The sequence below is a fragment of the Burkholderia sp. GbtcB21 genome (assembly GCF_019091065.1).
Classification (GTDB): Bacteria; Pseudomonadota; Gammaproteobacteria; order Burkholderiales; family Burkholderiaceae; genus Burkholderia; species Burkholderia pyrrocinia_C.
Genome location: NZ_JAGXKA010000009.1, coordinates 211166 through 229635, shown reverse-complemented (window position 1 = coordinate 229635; position 18470 = coordinate 211166). Strand labels below are relative to the sequence as shown.

20 protein-coding genes and 1 tRNA gene are annotated in these 18470 nt (G+C 66.5%); 7 read left to right on the top strand and 14 right to left on the bottom strand.

Annotation, left to right across the window (positions count from 1 at the left end; genetic code table 11):
- Window positions 1–37: 37 nt before the first annotated feature.
- From KVT39_RS21515 to KVT39_RS21480, 8 genes are all read right to left on the bottom strand, one after another.
- On the bottom strand, window positions 38–259 hold the full coding sequence (locus tag KVT39_RS21515) for an AlpA family transcriptional regulator (RefSeq protein ID WP_217590148.1): 222 nt from the start codon (window positions 257–259) through the stop codon (window positions 38–40).
- A 140-nt stretch (window positions 260–399) separates the two neighbouring features.
- Entirely contained in the window at window positions 400–783 is a 384-nt protein-coding gene (locus KVT39_RS21510) for a hypothetical protein (RefSeq protein WP_217590147.1), read from the bottom strand.
- A gap of 213 nt (window positions 784–996) precedes the next feature.
- A complete protein-coding gene (locus tag KVT39_RS21505) occupies window positions 997–2211 on the bottom strand; it encodes an integrase arm-type DNA-binding domain-containing protein (RefSeq protein ID WP_124608584.1) in 1215 nt (404 codons plus the stop codon).
- A 164-nt stretch (window positions 2212–2375) separates the two neighbouring features.
- Window positions 2376–2451 (bottom strand) — tRNA-Ala (locus KVT39_RS21500).
- Window positions 2452–2517: 66 nt separating this feature from the next.
- Window positions 2518–2880, bottom strand: a complete 363-nt coding sequence (locus KVT39_RS21495; protein WP_034183931.1) for a c-type cytochrome — start codon at window positions 2878–2880, stop codon at window positions 2518–2520.
- Window positions 2877–3677: a BON domain-containing protein gene (locus KVT39_RS21490; protein WP_034183993.1), complete on the bottom strand. Its 801-nt coding sequence runs from the start codon at window positions 3675–3677 to the stop codon at window positions 2877–2879. The genes KVT39_RS21495 and KVT39_RS21490 overlap by 4 nt, the downstream gene beginning before the upstream one ends.
- A gap of 17 nt (window positions 3678–3694) precedes the next feature.
- The gene (locus KVT39_RS21485) at window positions 3695–4279 is read right to left on the bottom strand and encodes an SIS domain-containing protein (protein WP_034183930.1); all 585 of its coding nucleotides are present in this window, start codon (window positions 4277–4279) and stop codon (window positions 3695–3697) included.
- A 126-nt stretch (window positions 4280–4405) separates the two neighbouring features.
- Entirely contained in the window at window positions 4406–4834 is a 429-nt protein-coding gene (locus KVT39_RS21480; protein WP_207921139.1) for a YraN family protein, read from the bottom strand.
- 46 nt (window positions 4835–4880) lie between these two features.
- Between KVT39_RS21480 and rsmI the strand changes: the two genes are divergently transcribed.
- Complete coding sequence (gene rsmI / locus KVT39_RS21475; protein ID WP_034183928.1) at window positions 4881–5759, top strand: 16S rRNA (cytidine(1402)-2'-O)-methyltransferase; 879 nt, start codon at window positions 4881–4883, stop codon at window positions 5757–5759.
- A 78-nt stretch (window positions 5760–5837) separates the two neighbouring features.
- Here rsmI and KVT39_RS21470 read toward each other — a convergent pair whose 3' ends face one another.
- Window positions 5838–6449: a septal ring lytic transglycosylase RlpA family protein gene (locus tag KVT39_RS21470; protein WP_034183992.1), complete on the bottom strand. Its 612-nt coding sequence runs from the start codon at window positions 6447–6449 to the stop codon at window positions 5838–5840.
- A gap of 655 nt (window positions 6450–7104) precedes the next feature.
- Between KVT39_RS21470 and KVT39_RS21465 the strand changes: the two genes are divergently transcribed.
- From KVT39_RS21465 to KVT39_RS21455, 3 genes are all read left to right on the top strand, one after another.
- Entirely contained in the window at window positions 7105–7749 is a 645-nt protein-coding gene (locus tag KVT39_RS21465) for an MBL fold metallo-hydrolase (protein ID WP_034183927.1), read from the top strand.
- Complete coding sequence (locus KVT39_RS21460) at window positions 7746–8405, top strand: exonuclease (protein WP_034183926.1); 660 nt, start codon at window positions 7746–7748, stop codon at window positions 8403–8405. The genes KVT39_RS21465 and KVT39_RS21460 overlap by 4 nt, the downstream gene beginning before the upstream one ends.
- A 79-nt stretch (window positions 8406–8484) precedes the next feature.
- Window positions 8485–8955: an Lrp/AsnC family transcriptional regulator gene (locus KVT39_RS21455; RefSeq protein WP_006477376.1), complete on the top strand. Its 471-nt coding sequence runs from the start codon at window positions 8485–8487 to the stop codon at window positions 8953–8955.
- A 42-nt stretch (window positions 8956–8997) separates the two neighbouring features.
- Here the strand turns inward: KVT39_RS21455 and KVT39_RS21450 are convergent, their stop codons facing one another.
- The 3 genes from KVT39_RS21450 to KVT39_RS21440 all read right to left on the bottom strand — a co-directional run bounded on the left by KVT39_RS21450 (window position 8998) and on the right by KVT39_RS21440 (window position 11705).
- The gene (locus tag KVT39_RS21450; RefSeq protein WP_217590146.1) at window positions 8998–10155 is read right to left on the bottom strand and encodes a cation diffusion facilitator family transporter; all 1158 of its coding nucleotides are present in this window, start codon (window positions 10153–10155) and stop codon (window positions 8998–9000) included.
- Window positions 10156–10396: 241 nt separating this feature from the next.
- A complete protein-coding gene (locus KVT39_RS21445; protein WP_034183924.1) occupies window positions 10397–10690 on the bottom strand; it encodes an H-NS family nucleoid-associated regulatory protein in 294 nt (97 codons plus the stop codon).
- Window positions 10691–11045: 355 nt separating this feature from the next.
- Entirely contained in the window at window positions 11046–11705 is a 660-nt protein-coding gene (locus tag KVT39_RS21440) for a HugZ family protein (RefSeq protein ID WP_217590145.1), read from the bottom strand.
- Window positions 11706–11966: 261 nt separating this feature from the next.
- On the opposite strand from KVT39_RS21440, the gene KVT39_RS21435 reads away from it, so the two are divergent.
- Window positions 11967–13184 (top strand): MFS transporter, encoded by a 1218-nt coding sequence (locus KVT39_RS21435; RefSeq protein WP_034183923.1) that lies wholly within the window; start codon window positions 11967–11969, stop codon window positions 13182–13184.
- 85 nt (window positions 13185–13269) lie between these two features.
- Here KVT39_RS21435 and KVT39_RS21430 read toward each other — a convergent pair whose 3' ends face one another.
- Entirely contained in the window at window positions 13270–14412 is a 1143-nt protein-coding gene (locus KVT39_RS21430) for a branched-chain amino acid ABC transporter substrate-binding protein (RefSeq protein WP_034183922.1), read from the bottom strand.
- Between the two features lie 443 nt (window positions 14413–14855).
- Entirely contained in the window at window positions 14856–15935 is a 1080-nt protein-coding gene (locus KVT39_RS21425) for a nitronate monooxygenase family protein (RefSeq protein WP_217590144.1), read from the bottom strand.
- Window positions 15936–16183: 248 nt separating this feature from the next.
- On the opposite strand from KVT39_RS21425, the gene KVT39_RS21420 reads away from it, so the two are divergent.
- Together KVT39_RS21420 and KVT39_RS21415 are read left to right on the top strand one after the other, a co-directional pair.
- Window positions 16184–16876, top strand: coding sequence for a dienelactone hydrolase family protein (locus KVT39_RS21420; protein WP_034183920.1), 693 nt, complete (start codon window positions 16184–16186; stop codon window positions 16874–16876).
- 81 nt (window positions 16877–16957) lie between these two features.
- Window positions 16958–18436 (top strand): amidase, encoded by a 1479-nt coding sequence (locus tag KVT39_RS21415; protein WP_217590172.1) that lies wholly within the window; start codon window positions 16958–16960, stop codon window positions 18434–18436.
- Window positions 18437–18470 lie beyond the last annotated feature (34 nt).

Here is an 18470-nt window from a genome sequence, read left to right as displayed (position 1 = left end):
TGTCAGTTTCCTTTGATGATTCGATATTTGCATCGCACTACTTATCATTTTTCTCAAAATGACCGGCGATCCAGGCATCGAGCTCGTGCTCCAGGAAAACCGGCGCACGCGGCCCCAGATAGATCGGGCGGGGAAACGACGGATCGCTCTTCAAACGGTCCCAGAGCCAGCTTTTCTGGCGGGCGAACTTGGTGTACGCCTGTTTCGGCGTCAGGCACTTAGCCCCTGCAGGGACCTCGCGCGAGGGATAGGTCATCATTTTTCACCTCTACGAACAAGGACCGCTCCGCAATCGGCCCTGTTCGCACCGGTTGGGAATAACGCGGAGCATGCCAGATGCTCGCCCCGGCCCCCCCAAAAAAAGAAAACGCGCCGAAGCGCGCTATCCAATTGAAAACTCTATTGTTTTTTTGGACGTCCGGGTCTTCCGCGATAACCCATCTTGTTGAGGAACCTCACCACCGCCTCCTCCTCAGGAACGGCAGGCAGCATCAAAGCTCGCTCGACGAGTTCCCGAAACGACAGCGGTTCCGCTCCGGATGCAACCAACTCAGCTTGCGTCAATCGCACAAAACTAATCACGCGTCTTTGCCAGCGGGCGGCGCCAACCCGTGCCGGTGGCATGAGGAAATTCGTATCGGTCGCCAGCGCTATCTCGTCCCGCTTCCGCCTCGCTCGGGCGTACCGGCCATTGACTACTTTCTTCGCCAGATTGGCGCGCTGCGCGTCTATGCGCAATATCGCGTTCCATGCGTCCGTGTACTCTTTGTAAGGTGAAGACATTTCCCCTCCGGAGAAGCGATGGTGAACATTGGACCGCCGCAGCTCCGCGTCGGATGGAACGCGGTAAGCGCAGAATCTCGATCTAGGCACTGCCTACCCAATCAACCTGTGGCCCCCATGATCGAATCACGGTCGGACACATTTAATTGGAGTACTGACTATATTGCGAGCACCAGATACAGTGCAAGCTCAGTTGGCTGTTACGCCCCTGGCCTAGTCCGCGTTGACGCCAATGGGGATGATCTGTGCGCCCGCCTTCAGTCGGTGGAGATAGTCGGCCCATTGCTGCATCATGTCCCGGCGCTCCTTCAGGAATTTGGTGCGGTTATAGGCTGTGCCCAAGGCATCGGGCACCTTATGCGCAAGCTGATGCTCGATCACTTCGGGCTTGAAGTGAAGCTCCTCATGCAGGATCGTGCGTGCCATCGCCCGAAAGCCGTGCCCAGTGATCTCAGTCTTGGTGTCATATCCCATGCGCCGCAACGCTGCATTGACCGCCGCGCCGCTCATCGGCTTGCGCGGATCGCGCCCCGGAAACACATTACGTCGCTGCCCCGTCAGCGCATGCAACTCGCGCAGGAGCGCCACCGCCTGGCTCGCCAGTGGGACCAGGTGCTCGGTCTTTGTCTTGGTGACCAAGTAGCGCCACTCGGCCTTGTCGAGGTCAAAGGCAGCCCACTCCGCCGTGCGTAGCTCACCAGGGCGTACGAAGAGCATGGGCGCCAGTTGCAAGGCGCACTTGACGATGAACGTCCCCCTGAACCCCTCAATGGCGCGCAACAGCTCTGCGACTTGGCGCGGATCCGTGATGGAGGGAAAGTTTTCGTGCTTGATTGGGGCAAGCGCCCCCCGCAGGTCGCCTGAGGGGTCACGCTCCGCCCGCCCCGAAGCGACCGCGTAACGAAAAACCTGTCCACAGTTTTGCTTGGCCCGCAGGGCTGTGTCGAGCGCACCCCGGTCCTCGATCCGACGCAGGACCGCCAGCAACTCGGGGGCGGTGATTTCCGCGATCGGCCGCGCCCCCAGCCACGGGAAGACATCCTTTTCGAGCCGCTGGATGACCTTGCTGGCGTGACTCTCGGCCCAGGTGGGAGCGAACTTGGCGAACCACTCGCGCGCGATCGCCTCGAACGAATTCGTGGCTCGCGCGAGTTTTGCGGCTTTATCAGCCTTGCGGTTCGCGCTGGGATCTTCATTTTTTGCCAGTTGCCTCCGCGCGTCGTCGCGGCGCTCCCGGGCATCCTTCAGGCTGACAGCGGGGTAGGCACCGAGGGCCAGCAGCTTCTCCTTGGCGCCGAAACGGTACTTAAGCCGCCAGAGCTTACCCCCGCTCGGCGTGACATAGAGAAAGAGCCCGCCTCCGTCGAACAGCTTTTGCGGCTTGTCGCTGGGCTTGGCGTTCCGAATGAGTATGTCGGTAAGAGCCATTGGGGGTATCGCCCTCGGGCAGTAAGCGGATACCCCGAGAAGTACCCCAACCCACAGCCGGATTTGAGTGGATCATACCGGACATTATAGGCAATAAAAAAACCCCGCGAGCCTTACTGGCTGCGGGGTTTGCGGAGCTATCCGGATTTCTTCGTATGTATTCTTGGTGGAGCGGAGGAGGATCGAACTCCCGACCTTCGCATTGCGAACGCGACGCTCTCCCAGCTGAGCTACCGCCCCAACAGTCGACCATCATACACATGCATTTCCGCGCTTGGCAATAGGGGTTTCAGCACCCCTGAAGCGTCACTTTGACGGCGCGCCAGCCAGCACCCATTCGACCACCGAACGGACATCGGCGTCGCTCATGCGCGGGTGCGCGGGCATCGGAATCGCACCCCAGACGCCGGAACCGCCTTCCTTCACCTTCTTCTGCAGCTTCGCCACGGCCTGCGGATCGGACTTGTAGCGGGCGGCGATATCCTTGAACGACGGGCCGACCAGCTTGCGGTCGACCGCGTGGCAGCCCATGCATGCGTTGCCGCGCGCCACCTTCAGGCCGTCGCCGACGTCCGCATGCGCGGCGCCTAACGTACCGGCCACGAGCACCGCGGCCGCGGCGCCCTGCACCATCCACTGTTGCATCTGCTTCATCTGCACGATCTTCATTGCGGCGGGGCCTTCGGGTTGCCCGGGTGCACGTTCGACGAATTCGAGATCGGCGCGGGCGGCTGCAGCGGCGTGGACTGCACCGACGCGTCGGGCACCGCACCGACCGTCGCGGTGTCCGCCGGCGCGGCGGCAGCCTGCGTGCCGGATGCGCCGCTCGCGGGCGACGCGGCCTGCAGCGCCTGCGCGTCCTGCGGCTTGACGTACTGGAACACCTTCACGACCTTCTCGACGCCCGGCACCTGGCTCGCGGCTTCGGCGCCGCGATTGCCTTCGTCGACCGTCACGAGACCCATCAGGTACAGGTTGCCGCGCTCGCTGACGACCTTGTAGTAGTTCGCCGAAATGCCCTTCGTCGCGATCAGCTCGGACTTCACGCGCCCTTCGAGGTACGAGTCGTTCGCACGCGACGACAGCGACGCCGCCGGCTCGACCGACAGCTCGTTGACGATGCCGTTCACGTTGTTGATGCCGCGCACGATTTCCTCGGCACGCTGCTTCGACGCATTGTTCGGCACTTCGCCCGTCAGCAGCACGCGGCGGTTGAACACCGTCACGTTCACGTGCGACTGGTCGGGCAGCCCGTTGTTGATCTGCGAAAGCGCCTTGACCTGGATCTCGCGATCTTCCGTCTGCGCACCGAGCGTACGGCGATCGGTCGCGATCAGCGCGCCGCCGCCGGCCGCTGCACCCACGACCCCGAGCACACAACCCTGCAGCGACACGGCGAGGCCCGCCGTCAGCGCGGCGAGCAGCGTGGTTCTGACGAGCGTCTGTTTGACGCGGCTTTGATTCATCGACGGCTCTCCTTCGTTCAATCCTCACCCAGCAGCATCGCGTCGATGCCGTCGCACAGGCAGTGGATAGTCAGCAGATGGACTTCGTGGATGCGCGCCGCGCGGACGGCGGGCACACTGATCGGAATATCGGTGTCGGACAGCGCGGCCGCGACCGCGTGGCCGTTGCCGCCCGTCAGCGCGACGACAGTCATCTCGCGCTCGTGCGCTTCGTCGATGGCCGCCAGCACGCGCGGCGACGCGCCGGTCGGGTCGAGCACCAGCAGGATGTCGCCGGTCTGGCCGAGCACGCGCACCTGCTGCGCGAACAGTTGCCCGGCGGCCGCCGTGCCCGCGAGGCCGGCCTGCGACGCATCGGTGGCCAGCGCGATCGCGGGCAGGCCCGGACGCTCGCGCTCGAAGCCGCCGACGAGCGACACCGCGAGATAGTGTGCGGCGGCGGCCGACGGGCCGTCGCCGCACGCGACGATCTTGTTGCCGTTCGCCAGCGCGGCGAACATCGCGTCGACCGCGGCTGCGATCGGCAACGACAGCGCGTCGGCCGCTTCGGCATGAAGCGCGGCGCTGTCGCGAAATTGTTGCTGAATACGTTCGACTGACATCGATTCCTGGTGAACTGGGCGCGTGGCACGCATCGCGCGACATCGTGGGTGCGGCGAGTTTACCGTACTCCGGCACCCTCTCCAGCGGTCCGGCAAGAACTCTTTACATCTCGTCACAGCTCGCCGCTACGCATCGTCGGTACGAAATGCGTCGCGCAGCCATGCGAGCCGCCCGGCCTCGAACGCGACGACGTCGAAACGGCACGCGGCGCCGGCACCGTGCCGCGCCCAGAACTGGAGCGCCGCGGCGACCAGGCGCCGCCGCTTGCGCAAGCCGACGCTCGCGGCTGCGCCGCCATGCCGGATGCTGCGCCGCGCGCGCACTTCGACGAATACGAGCACGCCGTCGGGTTCGCGCATCACGAGATCGAGCTCGCCGCCGCGCATCGTCACGTTCGCCGCGATGCACACGAGGCCGCGGCGTTCGAGAAACTGCCGCGCCCGCTGTTCGAATGCCGCGCCGACCGGTTTAGATCGCGCCGCACCGGAAAAGTTGTCACCCGCGCGCGGCAAACCGCGCCCGCCATCCGGCCGCGCCGGCGCCGCGTGGCACAATGCCGTCCTTGTTCCGCTTGCGCCGCGATTGCGCGCATTGCCTGCCATGACTGCCCTCCTCGAACTCGCGCATACGCAGCACTACCCGAGCGCCGCGCTCTACGTGGTCGCCACGCCGATCGGCAACACCGCCGACATCACGCTGCGCGCGCTGCACGTGCTCGGCCTCGTCGACCGCATCGCGGCCGAAGACACCCGCAACACGGGCCAGCTGCTCGCCCGCTACGGGATCTCGAAGCCGCTCGTCGCCGTGCACGAGCACAACGAACGCGAAGCCGCGCAGCGCGTGATCGAACTGCTGCGCGCCGGCGAACGCGTGGCATACGTATCGGACGCCGGCACACCCGGCATCTCGGACCCCGGCGCGCGGCTCGTCGACGCAGTGCGCGAGGCCGGCTTCGCGGTGATCCCGCTGCCGGGCGCGAGCGCGGCCGTGACCGCGTTGAGCGTGGCCGGCGGCTGGGCCGGCGCGTTCACGTTCGCGGGCTTCCTGCCGCCGAAGGCCAGGCAGCGCGCGACCGCGTTGCAGGCGCTGGTGTCGCACCCGTACGCGCTGGTGTTCTACGAAGCACCGCACCGGATCGCCGAAACCGTCGCCGCGCTCGCCGACGCGTTCGGCCCCGCGCGCCGGCTGCTGATCGCGCGCGAACTCACCAAGCTACACGAGCAACTGTTCCAGGGCACCCTGGCCGAAGGACAGACCTGGCTCGCCGGCGATGCGAACCGGCAGCGCGGCGAATTCGTGCTGGTCGTCGAAGGTGCGCCGGCGACGAGCGGCGAAGCCGACGACACCGCGCACGACGCGCTGCTCAGGCTGCTGCTGGAAGAAGTGCCGGTGAAGAGCGCGGCCAAGCTCGCGGCCGCGCTGACGGGCGCGTCGCGCAACACGCTGTATGCGCGCGCGCTCGCGCTGAAGGAAGGCTGACGCGCGACGGCGCCGCGCGGAAACGACAAAGGGCTGCCGGAAGGCAGCCCTTTGTGCATGAGCGGACGATCCGCCGCGTTACTTCGCCGAGACCGACGCGAGCATTTCGTCGCGCGCGTCGCGCGCTTCCTGCGGCGACAACCCTTCGATCTTCACGCGGCCCGTGCCGGCGTGCACGAGGCCGATCACCTTGGCGGCCGCGTACGACAGGTCGAGCACACGGCCGCGCTTGAACGGCCCGCGATCGTTGACCTTCACGACGACCCACTTGCCGGTCGACGAATTCGTCACCTTGATGTACGACGACAGCGGCAGCGTGCGGTGCGCGGCGGTGAGCGCGTTCATGTTGAAACGCTCGCCGTTCGCGGTGCGGCGGCCGTGGAAATCCCGGCCGTACCAGGAGGCGCGCCCCGTCTGGCGGAAGTCGGACACATCCTTGCCGTCGATCGGCTCGGCGTCCGCCAGCGACGGCTTCTTCGCATCCTTGCTGTCGGCAGCCGGCATCGACGCCAGTGCGGAATCGAAATTCAGTTGCTGCTTGTCGTTGCCCGTCTTCGCGGCAGCGGCCGTCTTGTCGACCGCGTTCTTCTGGTTCGCGCTTCCGGTGGTCTGGCTGGGTGGCACCGCACAGCCCGTCAGCGCAAAAAATAATGCAATGGTCCCGAATCGACTCGGAAATCGTACGTTCATCGACGTGTCGCCTTCTGGTTCGGGCCGCTCCTTCACGACGCTGTTTCACAGCGCACATACGCGGCCCGGACGGCAAATGCGTGCACGCCCCGCTCGAATGCGAGCAGGCGGCTAGCATGGGCGCGGCTTTCGTCTATGCCGCAACCGTCCTGATTAGCTTTCACGTCTGGCGCAACCTGTCCCCAACAGCCTGACCAGACCCCACATGCCGCCATCGAACATGGCTTCACGTTCGCGCGCGTCGATACGACCAACGCACAGGAACGGCGGCACAGGCCTCATCCGGCGGCGCGGCAGCAGGGCCGCAGGCGGGCGCGCAGCACCCGGCCGGACAAGACGTGAGCACCGAATGCTCGGTGCTGGATACACCGCCGGACTCCCCGGCGGCTGATGCTTGACGGTGATTTCGACGCCTCTTTTAACGGGGCCGAAACACCAGCGAATTGCGTGAAATTCACGCGCAATGGGGCGCATTATACATAAATCAAAACGCCATCTCGAAAAGGCGCCCGGCCGGACCATTGATTCTCGCTATGGCGGTAACAATCGACATGCTCCGGGATTGCCCGTAGACGCGCGTCGCGCGGTGCGCCGCAAGGGCGGCAGGCAGCGCGCGCGACCGGTACAATCGCTCCTTTTAGCCGCCGGTATCTCCATGAAAGTCACGCTCATTCCGGTCACGCCGTTCCAGCAGAACTGCTCGCTGCTCGTCTGCGAGAAGACGGGCCGCGCCGCCGTCGTCGATCCGGGCGGCGATCTCGACCGGATCGAACAGGAAGTCGCGCGGCAGAACGTGCAGGTCGAAAAGGTGCTGCTCACGCATGGGCACATCGATCACTGCGCGGGCGCGAAGACGCTCGCGACGCACTACGGCGTGCCGATCGAGGGGCCGCAGGAAGAAGAGCGCTTCTGGATCGAGAAGCTGCCGACACAGAGCGAGCGTTTCGGTTTTCCGGCCGCCGAAGCCTTCGAGCCGGACCGCTGGCTGAACGACGGCGACACCGTGCGGTTCGGCGACGAAACGCTCGAGGTCTATCACTGCCCGGGCCACACGCCCGGCCACGTCGTGTTCTTCAGCCGCGCGCATCGCGTCGCGATCGTCGGCGACGTGCTGTTCGCGGGCTCGATCGGCCGTACCGATTTCCCGCGCGGCAATCATGAAGACCTTGTCCGTTCGATCAAGGAAAAACTGTGGCCGCTCGGCGACGACGTCACGTTCGTGCCGGGTCACGGCCCGGTGTCGACGTTCGGCGACGAGCGCCGCACGAACCCGTTCGTGTCCGACAAGGTGTTCGGATGAACCAGACCGCCATTCAGGAAATCTACGTCAGCACCGACGTCGAGGCCGACGGCCCGATTCCGGGCCCGCATTCGATGCTGAGCTTCGCATCGGCCGCCTATACCGAGGACAAGCAGCTGATCGCGACGTTCTCGGCGAACCTCGAGACGCTGCCGGGCGCACAGGCGCATCCGGTGCAGGAAGCATGGTGGAAGACGGAGCCCGAAGCGTGGGCCGCGTGCCGGCGCGACCTGCAGGCGCCCGAGGCGGCACTGGTCGCGTACGTCGACTGGGTCGAGGCGCTGCCCGGCAAGCCCGTGTTCGTCGCGATGCCGGCCGGTTTCGACTTCACGTTCATGTTCTGGTACATGATGCGCTTCGCAGGGCGCTGCCCGTTCTCGTGGTCGGCGCTCGACATCAAGACGCTCGCGTTCGCGATGACGGGCCTGCCGTACCGCAAGGCGATCAAGCCGCGCTTTCCGAAGCACTGGTTCGACGACCATCCGCATACGCACGTCGCGCTCGACGACGCGATCGAGCAAGGCGCGCTGTTCTGCAACATGCTCGCCGACCTGCGCCGGCAGCAGGCCGCGCTCGCGGGCCTCGCGGTGTCGGATACCGATCGGTCGGAAAACGCGGGGACGGGACAAAACCCCACGGATCCGCGAGCAAATTAGCGAATCTCGCTCAACAGCACCACGCCAGATTGCCTTTCCTTTCCCGGCCCTCTAACATTCAGCGTGTTGTAGCTGCCGCATGGAGGCGCAGGTGACGCTCGATTCCTTTTCGCAAAAAATCCTTCGCCTGTTGCAGCTCGACGCGCGCCGTTCCGTACAGGAAATCTCCGACCAGGTCGGGCTGTCGAGCACGCCGTGCTGGCGCCGCATCAAGGACATGGAACAGTCGGGCGTGATCCAGCGCTACACGGCGCTGCTCGATCGCGAGAAGCTCGGCCTGCACGTGTGCGCGCTCGCGCACGTGCACCTGACCCGCCACAACGAAGGCGGCGTCGAGCAGTTCGAGCGCGAGATCGCGACCTGCCCGGAAGTCACCGAGTGCTACAGCACGACCGGCGAAGCCGATTACATCCTCAAGATCGTCGCACCCGACATCAAGGCCTACGACGTGTTCCTGCACGAACGCATCTTCAAGATCCCGGCCGTGTCGCAGGTGCGCACGAGCGTCGTGCTGCGCGAGATCAAGTTCGACACGCAACTGCCGCTGTAACGCGCGGCCCCGCGCGGACGGCCCGCGCTCGCGGGCATCGCATCACGCCTGCGCGGGCATCATGCGCGTGAAGCCGATCCGGCGCGCGCCGAACTCGCGCTTGAGCGCGTCGGCGTCGAGCCGGCCGGCCAGCGCCGCATCGGTGTCGCCCGGATCGCTCGCGAGCGTCACGTCGATCTCGAGCCCCGTACTCAGGTAATGCAGGTTGATCGCCGCCGCGCGCAGCCCGCGCTGCGCGAGCGCGGCCTCGAGCCGTGCCGCGATCTCGCCGCGCGGCGGCAGCGCGAGCGCCGGACGGCGCGCCGCATCGTTCTCGGGGTCGACGTGGATCAGCGCATCGAGCACGCGCGGGTCGGTCAACACGCGTGCGCGCGCGGTCTCGGCGATGTAATGCCCTTCGGAGACGGAGATCTTCGGATCGACGAGGATATGCGCGTCGACGAGCGCGGCATCGCCCATCTTGCGCGTGCGCAGGTCGTGCACGTCGCGCACGCCGGGAGTCTCCACGAGCAGCGCACGGATTTCGGCCGTGTCGGTCGTGTCGAGCGCGCGGTCGGAAAGGTCCTGCAGCGCGTCATAGCCGAACGTCCAGCCCATGCGCGCAACCATGAAGCCGACGATAGCCGCCGCGATCGGGTCGAGCAGCCGCACGCCGGCCAGGCTGCCGACGATGCCGATCGCGACGACGAGCGACGACGCGGCGTCCGAACGCGCATGCCATGCGTTCGCGACGAGCATCGCCGAGCGCACGCGCCGCGCCTCGCGCAGCATGTAGCGAAACAGCGCTTCTTTCGACACGAGCACCGTCAGCGCGACGACCAGTGCGGAAAAATGCACGGCCGGGATGTTTTCGAGATTAACGAGGCGGTCGCCGGCGCGCCAGAGCATGCCGATTCCGACCGCAATCAGGATAGCGCCGAGAAACAGCGACGCGACCGTCTCGTAGCGGCTGTGCCCGTAATTGTGGTCGGCGTCCGGCGATGCGCCGCTATGCCGATTCGCAACCAGCACGACGAAATCCGAGATCAAATCGGAAATCGAATGCACACCGTCGGCAATCAACGCCTGCGAATGCGCAATCGTGCCGACGACGATCTGAAATGTCGCAAGCACGACATTCAGCACAATACTGACGAGCGTACTCTTGCGCGCAACTGCGTGCTTATCTGCGCTTTGCGCGTCGCCGGAAAACGTGGACATGAAATATGAGATATCGGTGTGCGATACGCAATTCTATCAAAAGCGCCCCGCGAGACTCGCCAATATCAACAAATTCCTCATTCAAATCAATCGCTTATGCGAACGTGTCGCATTTTCATTCACGCCGGATTATTACAGTTTCATGACAAACTTCCGCACACCGACGAGTGTCCGGAAACAAAAAAGCCGCGCTCCTGAACGGACACGCGGCTCTTTTGAGGCAGACGACTTAAACAGACGTTTAAATCGCAAACTGTTCGCGGTTCTTGCCGGCGATCCAGCGCGGCGGCTTGCCGCGGCCCGACCACGTCGCGCCCGTTTCCGGATCGCGGTATTTCGCGGCCACGCCTGCGCGCGGACGGCCAACCTTACCTGCCTTCGCGCGGTTGAGGCCGAGTTCGGCGAGCGAAAAGCCGTAGTCGGCAATTTTCTGCTTCACGTCATTCAGCACTTCAGCGTATTCACGCGACTTCGCTTCTTCGATTTGCTTCTCCAGCTTTTCCCGCTGGGCCAGCAGGTCCTTGTAAGAAGACATAGTTTCCCTTTCTATCTGACTAATGGCGCCGGTCTGCCGCCAGCTCACCATTCATGAAATATATGTGCCTCGGATTTTCGAAGGCAGAGATTAGCACAAAAAAGATTTGATAGAAGCGGGATTCATGAAAATCCCGAGGTCAATTGAAATTCGCACATGTCATTTTGACCGGATGCGGCCTTTTCTCAAATTTTTACGCTCCTCCACAGAGATTAGGACATTAGCGATCGTCTATTAAGGCTATCAACATACGCAATTACCCTGCATACTAAAAATCAAAGCTTTCATAGGACGAGAGGTTTGCGAAAATCGAATGGTGCGGCTTGCTGAACGGACAAACCGGTAACCCGCGGCGTCACGTCACATCCCGCGCGCATGCGATCAGCCGGTCGCGCAGCGCGCGGGCATCGGCCGGCGGCGCGTCGAATGGCGTGCGTACGCGGCGGCCGTCGCACCGCCAGTCGGCGCCGTGGCGATCGACGCCGAGCAACTCGAGCCCGTCGCGGCGCGCATCGCCGGCATCGTATGCGTCCCACAGTGCCTGTTCCTCGTCGAACCGAAGCGGCGGCAGCGCATCGAGATGCGTGCCGTCGACCCAGCCCATGCGCCCGAAGCCGCCGATATAGCGCAGCCGCTCGATATCGAGCGCCCAAAACGTGAAATCGCCGAGCGCGAGATAACGCGCGGCGTCCGGCTCGTAGCGCAGGTACCGCGCGGTGACGTGCGGATCGTCGCCGAGCGGCACGAAACGGCCGAGCAGCGTCGCGCGTTCGGCGTTCAGCACGTCGCCGTCGGGCGCGTCGACGACGAGGAAGCCCGCGCGCGGATCGGCAGCGAGATTGCGCGTGTGTTCGGCGAGGCCGCTCACGAGGATCACGGGCCGATGGCTTGCATCGGGCGCAAACGGGACGACCGTCGGATACGGGAAGCCCTGCGGATCGCGCGCATGGGTGGCGAGCGTGCCGAGCGCGCAGCGGTGCAGCAGATGCAGGGCGAAGGCGGGATCGATGTTCAAGAAGACTCCTGCGGTCGAAGGGCGGCGCTTCGGGCACGCCGCGTGCGCTTCGATGTTACCCGCGGGCGCCGCGCGCCGCGTATCGGCCGAACGGCCGATGCGGCGCCAGGCACCGGACGGACGGCGCGCTGCCGCGGCGTGACCGGATCGCCGGATCATCCACCGAACGGGCAGCGCCCGGCAGGATCGTAAGCGGTTCGATAGAATCGGACGATTCCGACGGACGCCGCGTGCGTCCTCGCATCCTTTGACGAGCCTTCCGTGTCCGAATCCGCCTCCCCCGAATCGTCGTCCCCGTTCGCCGCGCCGCCCGACGCGCATCGCGTGCTGCCGCTCCCGGCCCGCCAGCGTGCGCGCACGGCGTCGATGGCGCTGTTCTTCGTCGCCGGCATGATGTACGCGTCGTGGGGTGTGCACGTGCCGACCGTGCGCGACAAGTTCGCGCTGAGCCCCGGGCTGCTGTCGATCGCGCTGTTCGCGGTCGCCGGCGGCTCGATCGCCGCGATGCTGACCATCGCGCGCTGGATCGCGCGCGTCGGCTCGCGCACCGCGTGCCTCGCGGGCGGGCTCGTGATGTCCGCGTGCGCGGCGCTGATCCTCGTCGTGCCCGACTACTGGATGCTGCTCGGCGTGCTCGCGCTGTTCGGCTTCTCGATGGCGACGCTCGACGTCGCGATGAACGCCGAGGCCAGTGCGGTCGAGATCGCACTCGGCAAGCCGATCATGTCGTCGTTGCACGGCATGTTCAGCATCGGCGGGATGTCGGGCGCGGCGGCCGGCGGCGCGCTGCTGTCGGCCGGCATGGCGCCGGCCGTGCATCTCGCGCTTGCGGCGGCGGCAAGCGCCGCGGTGCTCGTGGCCGCGAGCCCGGCCGTGCTGCCGCATGTGCCGCACCACGAACACGCGCACGGCGGCGGCAACCGCTGGCGCTCGCCCGCGCTGTGGATGCTCGGCGGCATTGCGCTCGTCGCGCTGATCGCCGAAGGCGCGATGTACGACTGGGCGACGGTCTACATGCGCGACGTCGTCGCGGCGAGCCCCGCGCTCGCAAGCGCCGCGTACGCGGCGTTCTCGGGCGGGATGGCCATCGCGCGCTTCGCGGGCGACGCCGTGCGCGCCCGCTTCGGCGCGCCGCAGCTCGTGTTCGCGAGCGCGTCGCTCGCGTGCGCGGGGATGATCGGCGCGCTGCTGCTGCCCTATCCGGCCACCGTGCTGACCGGCTTCACGCTGATGGGCCTCGGCCTCGCGAACATGATGCCCGTGCTGTTCGCGGCCGCCGCGCGCGTGAAAGGCATCCACGCGGCCGAAGGGCTCGCGCATGTGGCCGGGCTTGCGTATTTCGGACTGCTGTTCGGCCCGGTCGTGATCGGCGCGGTCGCCCAGGCCGCGAACCTGACGATCGGCCTGTCGGTCGTCGCGCTGTGCGCGGCGCTCGTCGCGGCCGTCGCGCCGAAGGTGCTCGCGCACCTGAAGATCTGACGGCATCGCGCCCGTCGGCCAAAAAGAAAGCGCGCATGCGTTGCCGCATGCGCGCTTTCGCCCCTACTGTCGACCGCCTGTTGCGTTACATCTTCACTTCGTCGAGCAGCGACTTCTTGCCGCCCTTGTAGTTGTACAGCGAGATCACGCCGTGCTGCAGGTCGCCCTTCGAGTCGAAGGTCGTCGTGCCGATCACGCCCGTGTAGTTCGTCGCCGGCATCGCCGCGAGGATCTTCGCCGGGTCCGCCGAGTTCGCGCGCTTCATCGCGTCCGCGACGATGTACACGGCGTCATACGTGAACGGTGCGTAGATCTGGATCGGCTGGCCGAAGCGCTTCTCGTACTTCGCCTTGAACGCGCCGCCGCCCGGCATCTTCTCGAGCGAAGCACCGGCTTCCGAGCACACGACGTTGTCGGTCGCATCGCCGGCCAGGTCGGCCAGCTTTTCCGTGCACACGCCGTCGCCCGCGAGGATCTTCGCGCGCAGGCCGAGCTGCTTCGCCTGCTTCGCGAACGGGCCGCCGGTGGCGTCCATGCCGCCGTACATGATCGCGTCCGGGTTCTCACCCTTGATCTTGGTCAGAATCGCGCGGAAGTCGACCGCCTTGTCGTTCGTCGCGTCGTGCGACATCACCTTCAGGCCGAGCGCCTTCGCCTTCTTCTCGAACTCGTTCGCGAGACCCTGGCCGTATGCGGTCGAATCGTCGACCACCGCCACGCTCTTGATGCCCTTCGAGTGCGCGTAGTTCGCGAGTGCCGGGCCCTGCTGCGCATCGGTCGCCACCACGCGGTACGTGGTCTTGAAGCCTTGCTGCGTGTAGGCCGGGTTGGTCGCCGACGGCGAGATCTGCACGATGCCCGCATCGCTGTAGATCTTCGAGGCCGGGATCGACGTGCCCGAGTTCAGGTGGCCGATGACGGCGACGACCTTGTCGTCGACGAGCTTCTGCGCAACCTGCGTCGCCTGCCGCGGGTCGGCCGCGTCATCCTGCGGGTCGAGTTGCAGCGTGATTTTCTGGCCGCCGACCGTGAGACCCTTCGCGTTGATCTCCTCGACTGCGAGACGCGCACCGTTTTCGTTGTCCTTGCCCAGGTGGGCAATGCCGCCCGTCAAGGGCGCGACGTGGCCGATCTTGACGACTTGATCGGCGGCAGCGTTGCTTGCAGCTGCAACGCACAGCATCGCCGCTGCGGTGATCGGCAACAGCTTCTGCATTTTGATATTCATGTAAGTCTCCAGTTTCGGTCCCAAAAAACGCCATCGCCCGGTGCCCCGCTGCCATCCCTGTGTTTGCATTCACTGGACGATTCGCCGGTTGCATCCTTCATGCACTTGGCCTCAAGCACGTGAAAACAGCCGCTTTTAGCAACCGCCCGTCCGTACTTGCGCGCAAGTGTAGGTGATCAAATTAATTTGTGGGACTTTTTTGGGGTAGTGGTAACACTACCGATATGCGCACTTTGGAATGATGACTCGAATATCGCTACAAGCCGCGCCGAATAAGGGTTTCCGCTAGTTTCCGGCAGCTTGTCGAAAGGTGGTTTCAAGCGATTCCCGGGGCATTTCGATTCGGTATTTTGTGCCCGCGATCATTGAATGAAACGCGCGTGACAACACGCGCGTTTCGTCGCTCGATACGAACGGTTCGGGCGGTCGATGAAGCGACCCGTTCAGGCGGCCAATGCGCGCCATTCGGCGTCGAGCGCGGCGACGAGCTGCGACGTCGTCAACGCATCGCCGCGCCGCCGTGCGAGCGGCGCGCCCTGCCCGGCCCACAGCGACAGGTAGTCGCCGTCGTTCGCGCGCGCGGCGGCCTGGCGCAGCGGCTGCGTCAGCGCGTTCTGCACCGGGTACGGCGCGGCGTCGGCCACGCGCTCGCCGAGCCGCGCCATCAGCGTGTTGCGCAGCCCGCGCGCATGGCGGCCGGTGATCGCGCGCGTGACCTGCGTCGACGTATCCGCGCAAGCCAGCAGGCGTGCCTTCCAGTCCGCCGCGATCGCGCTTTCAGTGCAGGTCAGGAACGCGGTGCCGAGCTGCGCGCCCTGTGCGCCGAGCGCGAGCGCGGCCGCGATCCCGCGGCCGTCCATGATGCCGCCCGCTGCGAGCACGGGCAGGCCCGTCGCGTCGACGAGCTGCGGCACGAGCGCGAACGTGCCGATCAGCGCGTCTTCGGCAGCGCCGATGAACGTGCCGCGATGGCCGCCCGCCTCGGCGCCCTGCGCAGACAGCGCGTCGGCGCCGGCCGCCTGCCACGCGAGCCCTTCGGCCACGTGCGTCGCGGTGCCGATCACATAGGTGCCGGCGGCCTTCAGGCGCGCGACGTCGGCGGCGTCGAGCACGCCGAACGTGAAGCTCGCGACCGGCACGCGCAGCGACACGAGCGCATCGAGCTGCGCGCGGAAGTCGGGCGCGTAGCGCGCGGGCGCGGTGCCCGGCGGCAGCCCGAGCGTCGCGTTCAGCGGATCGATCGCCGCGAGTGCGCGCGCGACGGTCGCCGCATCGGGTGCGGCGTCCGGCAGCACGAACAGGTTGACCGCGAACGGGCGATGGGTCGCCGCGCGGATCGCCGCGACTTCGGTCGCGAGACGGTCGGGCTCGAACGCGCCGGCGCCGAGGCTGCCGAGCGCGCCGGCGTTCGATGCGGCGGCGACCATCGCGGCCGTGGTCGCGCCGACCATCGGCGCCTGCACGAGCGGCAGGCGCAGGCCGAAGCGTTCGGAAAAGGGGGTGGAATACGGACGGGCAGGCATGACGAATCCTTCGATGACGATGCGCGAAAGCGCTTTGTAAAAGCCGGTACATCGACTCTATCGAAGCGGCTCGTCGCCGAAAAATGAATAATCGAGATCGAAACGATCGCTGCGCGAGAAGCGGGCGCGCGCGGCAGGCGCACGCGTTGCGCGTGCCCTGCAACACCTGACGATTGGTGGCACACTAGGCCGCCCTATTCCACCCGGGGGGGGCGCTCGGCGCACCCCGTACGCCAGGAGTTCAAAACGTGACTGCCCAATGGATCGACATCCCGACCGGTAACGACAGCTTCGGCGGCTATCTCGCGCTGCCCAAGCGCGGCAAGGGCCCTGCCGTCATCATCATCCAGGAGATCTTCGGCGTGAACTCGCACATCCGCGCGGTCGCCGACCAGTACGCGGCCGACGGCTACGTCGCGCTCGCGCCGGACGTGTTCTGGCGCACGCAGCCGCGTGTCGAGCTGACCTACGAAGGCGCGGATCGCGACAAGGGCATCGAGCTGTTGAAAAAGACCGACGTCGGTCTCGCGGTCGCGGACATCGGCGCGGCGGCCGACGCGTTGCGTGCGCGCCCCGAAGTGGCCGGCAAGCTCGCCGCGATCGGCTACTGCTTCGGCGGCCAGCTCGCGTACCGCGCGGCCGCGGCCGGCAAGCTCGACGCGGCGGTTGCCTATTACGGCGGCGGCATCCAGAACGCGCTCGATCTGGCCGGCAAGGTCACGCAGCCGATCCTGTTCCACTACGCGGAAAACGACCACGGGATCCCGCTCGCGGCCGTCGATCAGGTCAAGGCCGCGTTCGCCGGCCGCGGCCACGCATCGTTCCACGTGTATCCGGGCGCCGAGCACGGCTTCAACTGCACGGACCGCGCGTCGTACAACCAGCGCGCGGCGGCGCTCGCGCACGGCCGCACGCTGACGTTCCTCGCCGAGCACCTGTAAAAACGCCCCGCCGCGGGCCCATCGCGCCGGGCCCGCGTTATTCTCCCTTCATCGCCACGAGTCACAACGGGGGTGACAGCGATGCACTCGGACTATCTCGCGCATGACGCAATCGGCCTCGCCTCGCTCGTACGCGACCGCAAGGCAAGCCCGCGCGAATTGCTCGATGCCGCGATCGGCCAGGCCGAAGCGGTCAACGGCGCGATCAACGCGATCGTGCTGCAGGACTACGAAGCCGCGCGCCAGCGCGCGGCCTCCGCGCCCGAACCCGGCGCCGACGCGCCGTTCGCGGGCGTTCCGTATCTCGTCAAGGATCTCGGTGCGGCGGTCGCCGGGCTGCCGCTGTCGATGGGTAGCCGGCACTACCGGTATTTCGTGCCCGGCGACGATTCGCCGGTGATCGCGCGCAGCCGCGCGGCCGGCCTCAACGTGTTCGGCAAGACCAACACGTCGGAGATCGGCCAGATGCCGTACACGGAACCCGAACTGTTCGGCGCGTGCCGCAACCCGTGGAATCTCGACCACACGCCCGGCGGCTCGAGCGGCGGCGCGGCGGCGGCCGTCGCGGCCGGCATCGTGCCGCTCGCGCATGCGTCCGACGGCGGCGGCTCGATCCGCATCCCGGCATCGTGCTGCGGGCTGTTCGGCCTGAAGCCGAGCCGCAACCCGATGCTCGTCGACCAGCCGTCGAACGGCGAGCTCGTCGTCCAGCATGCGGTCTCGCGCAGCGTGCGCGACAGCGCGCTGCTGCTCGACGTGACGACCGGCCAGACGCTGCCGCACGGCGCGCCCGGCACGTTCCTCGGCGAACTCGATACGCCGCCCGGCCCGCTGCGGATCGGCCTCGTCGTCGACCCGATGCTCGCGCCGGCGCTCGCCGACGACACGCGCGCGGCACTCGACGACGCAGCCGCGCTGCTCGAATCGCTCGGCCACCATGTCGAGCCGGCGACGCTGCACATCGACTACGCGCGCGCGGCCGAAACCTTTCTCACGCTGTGGGCGACGATCGCCGAGGAGATGGTGCTCGGCGCGCGCGCACTGACCGGCCGCGCGCCGCGCCGCGGCGAATTCGAAGCGGCGACGTGGGCGATGGCCGTGGTCGGCCGGCGCCTCGCGCGCACGCGCCTGCCGGACGTGCTCGAGTGGCAGCGCCAGCTCACCGTGCAGGTGGCCGGCCTCGTGTCGCGCTACGACGTGATCCTGTGCGCATCGCTCGCGGGGCCGCCGGTGAAGATCGGCGAACTGCAGCCGACGCCGTTCGAATCGGCGCAGATGAAGCTGCTCGCCGCGCTGCCGGTGAAGCCGCTGCTGAAGGAAATGCTCGCGAAGTCGTCGGAGAAGGCGTTCGCGTGGGCCGGCTGCACCGAGCTGTTCAACCTGACCGGCCAGCCGGCGATGTCGGTGCCGCTTTACTGGAACGCGCGCGGGCTGCCGATCGGCGTGCAGTTCGCCGCGCGCCATACCGACGACGCGCTGCTGCTCAGGCTCGCGCGGCAGCTCGAACAGGCACGGCCGTGGTTCGACCGCCGCCCGCCGCTGATGCAGGCGCAGCGCTGACGCAAGCATCGAAAAAAAGCCCCGCCGGCATAAC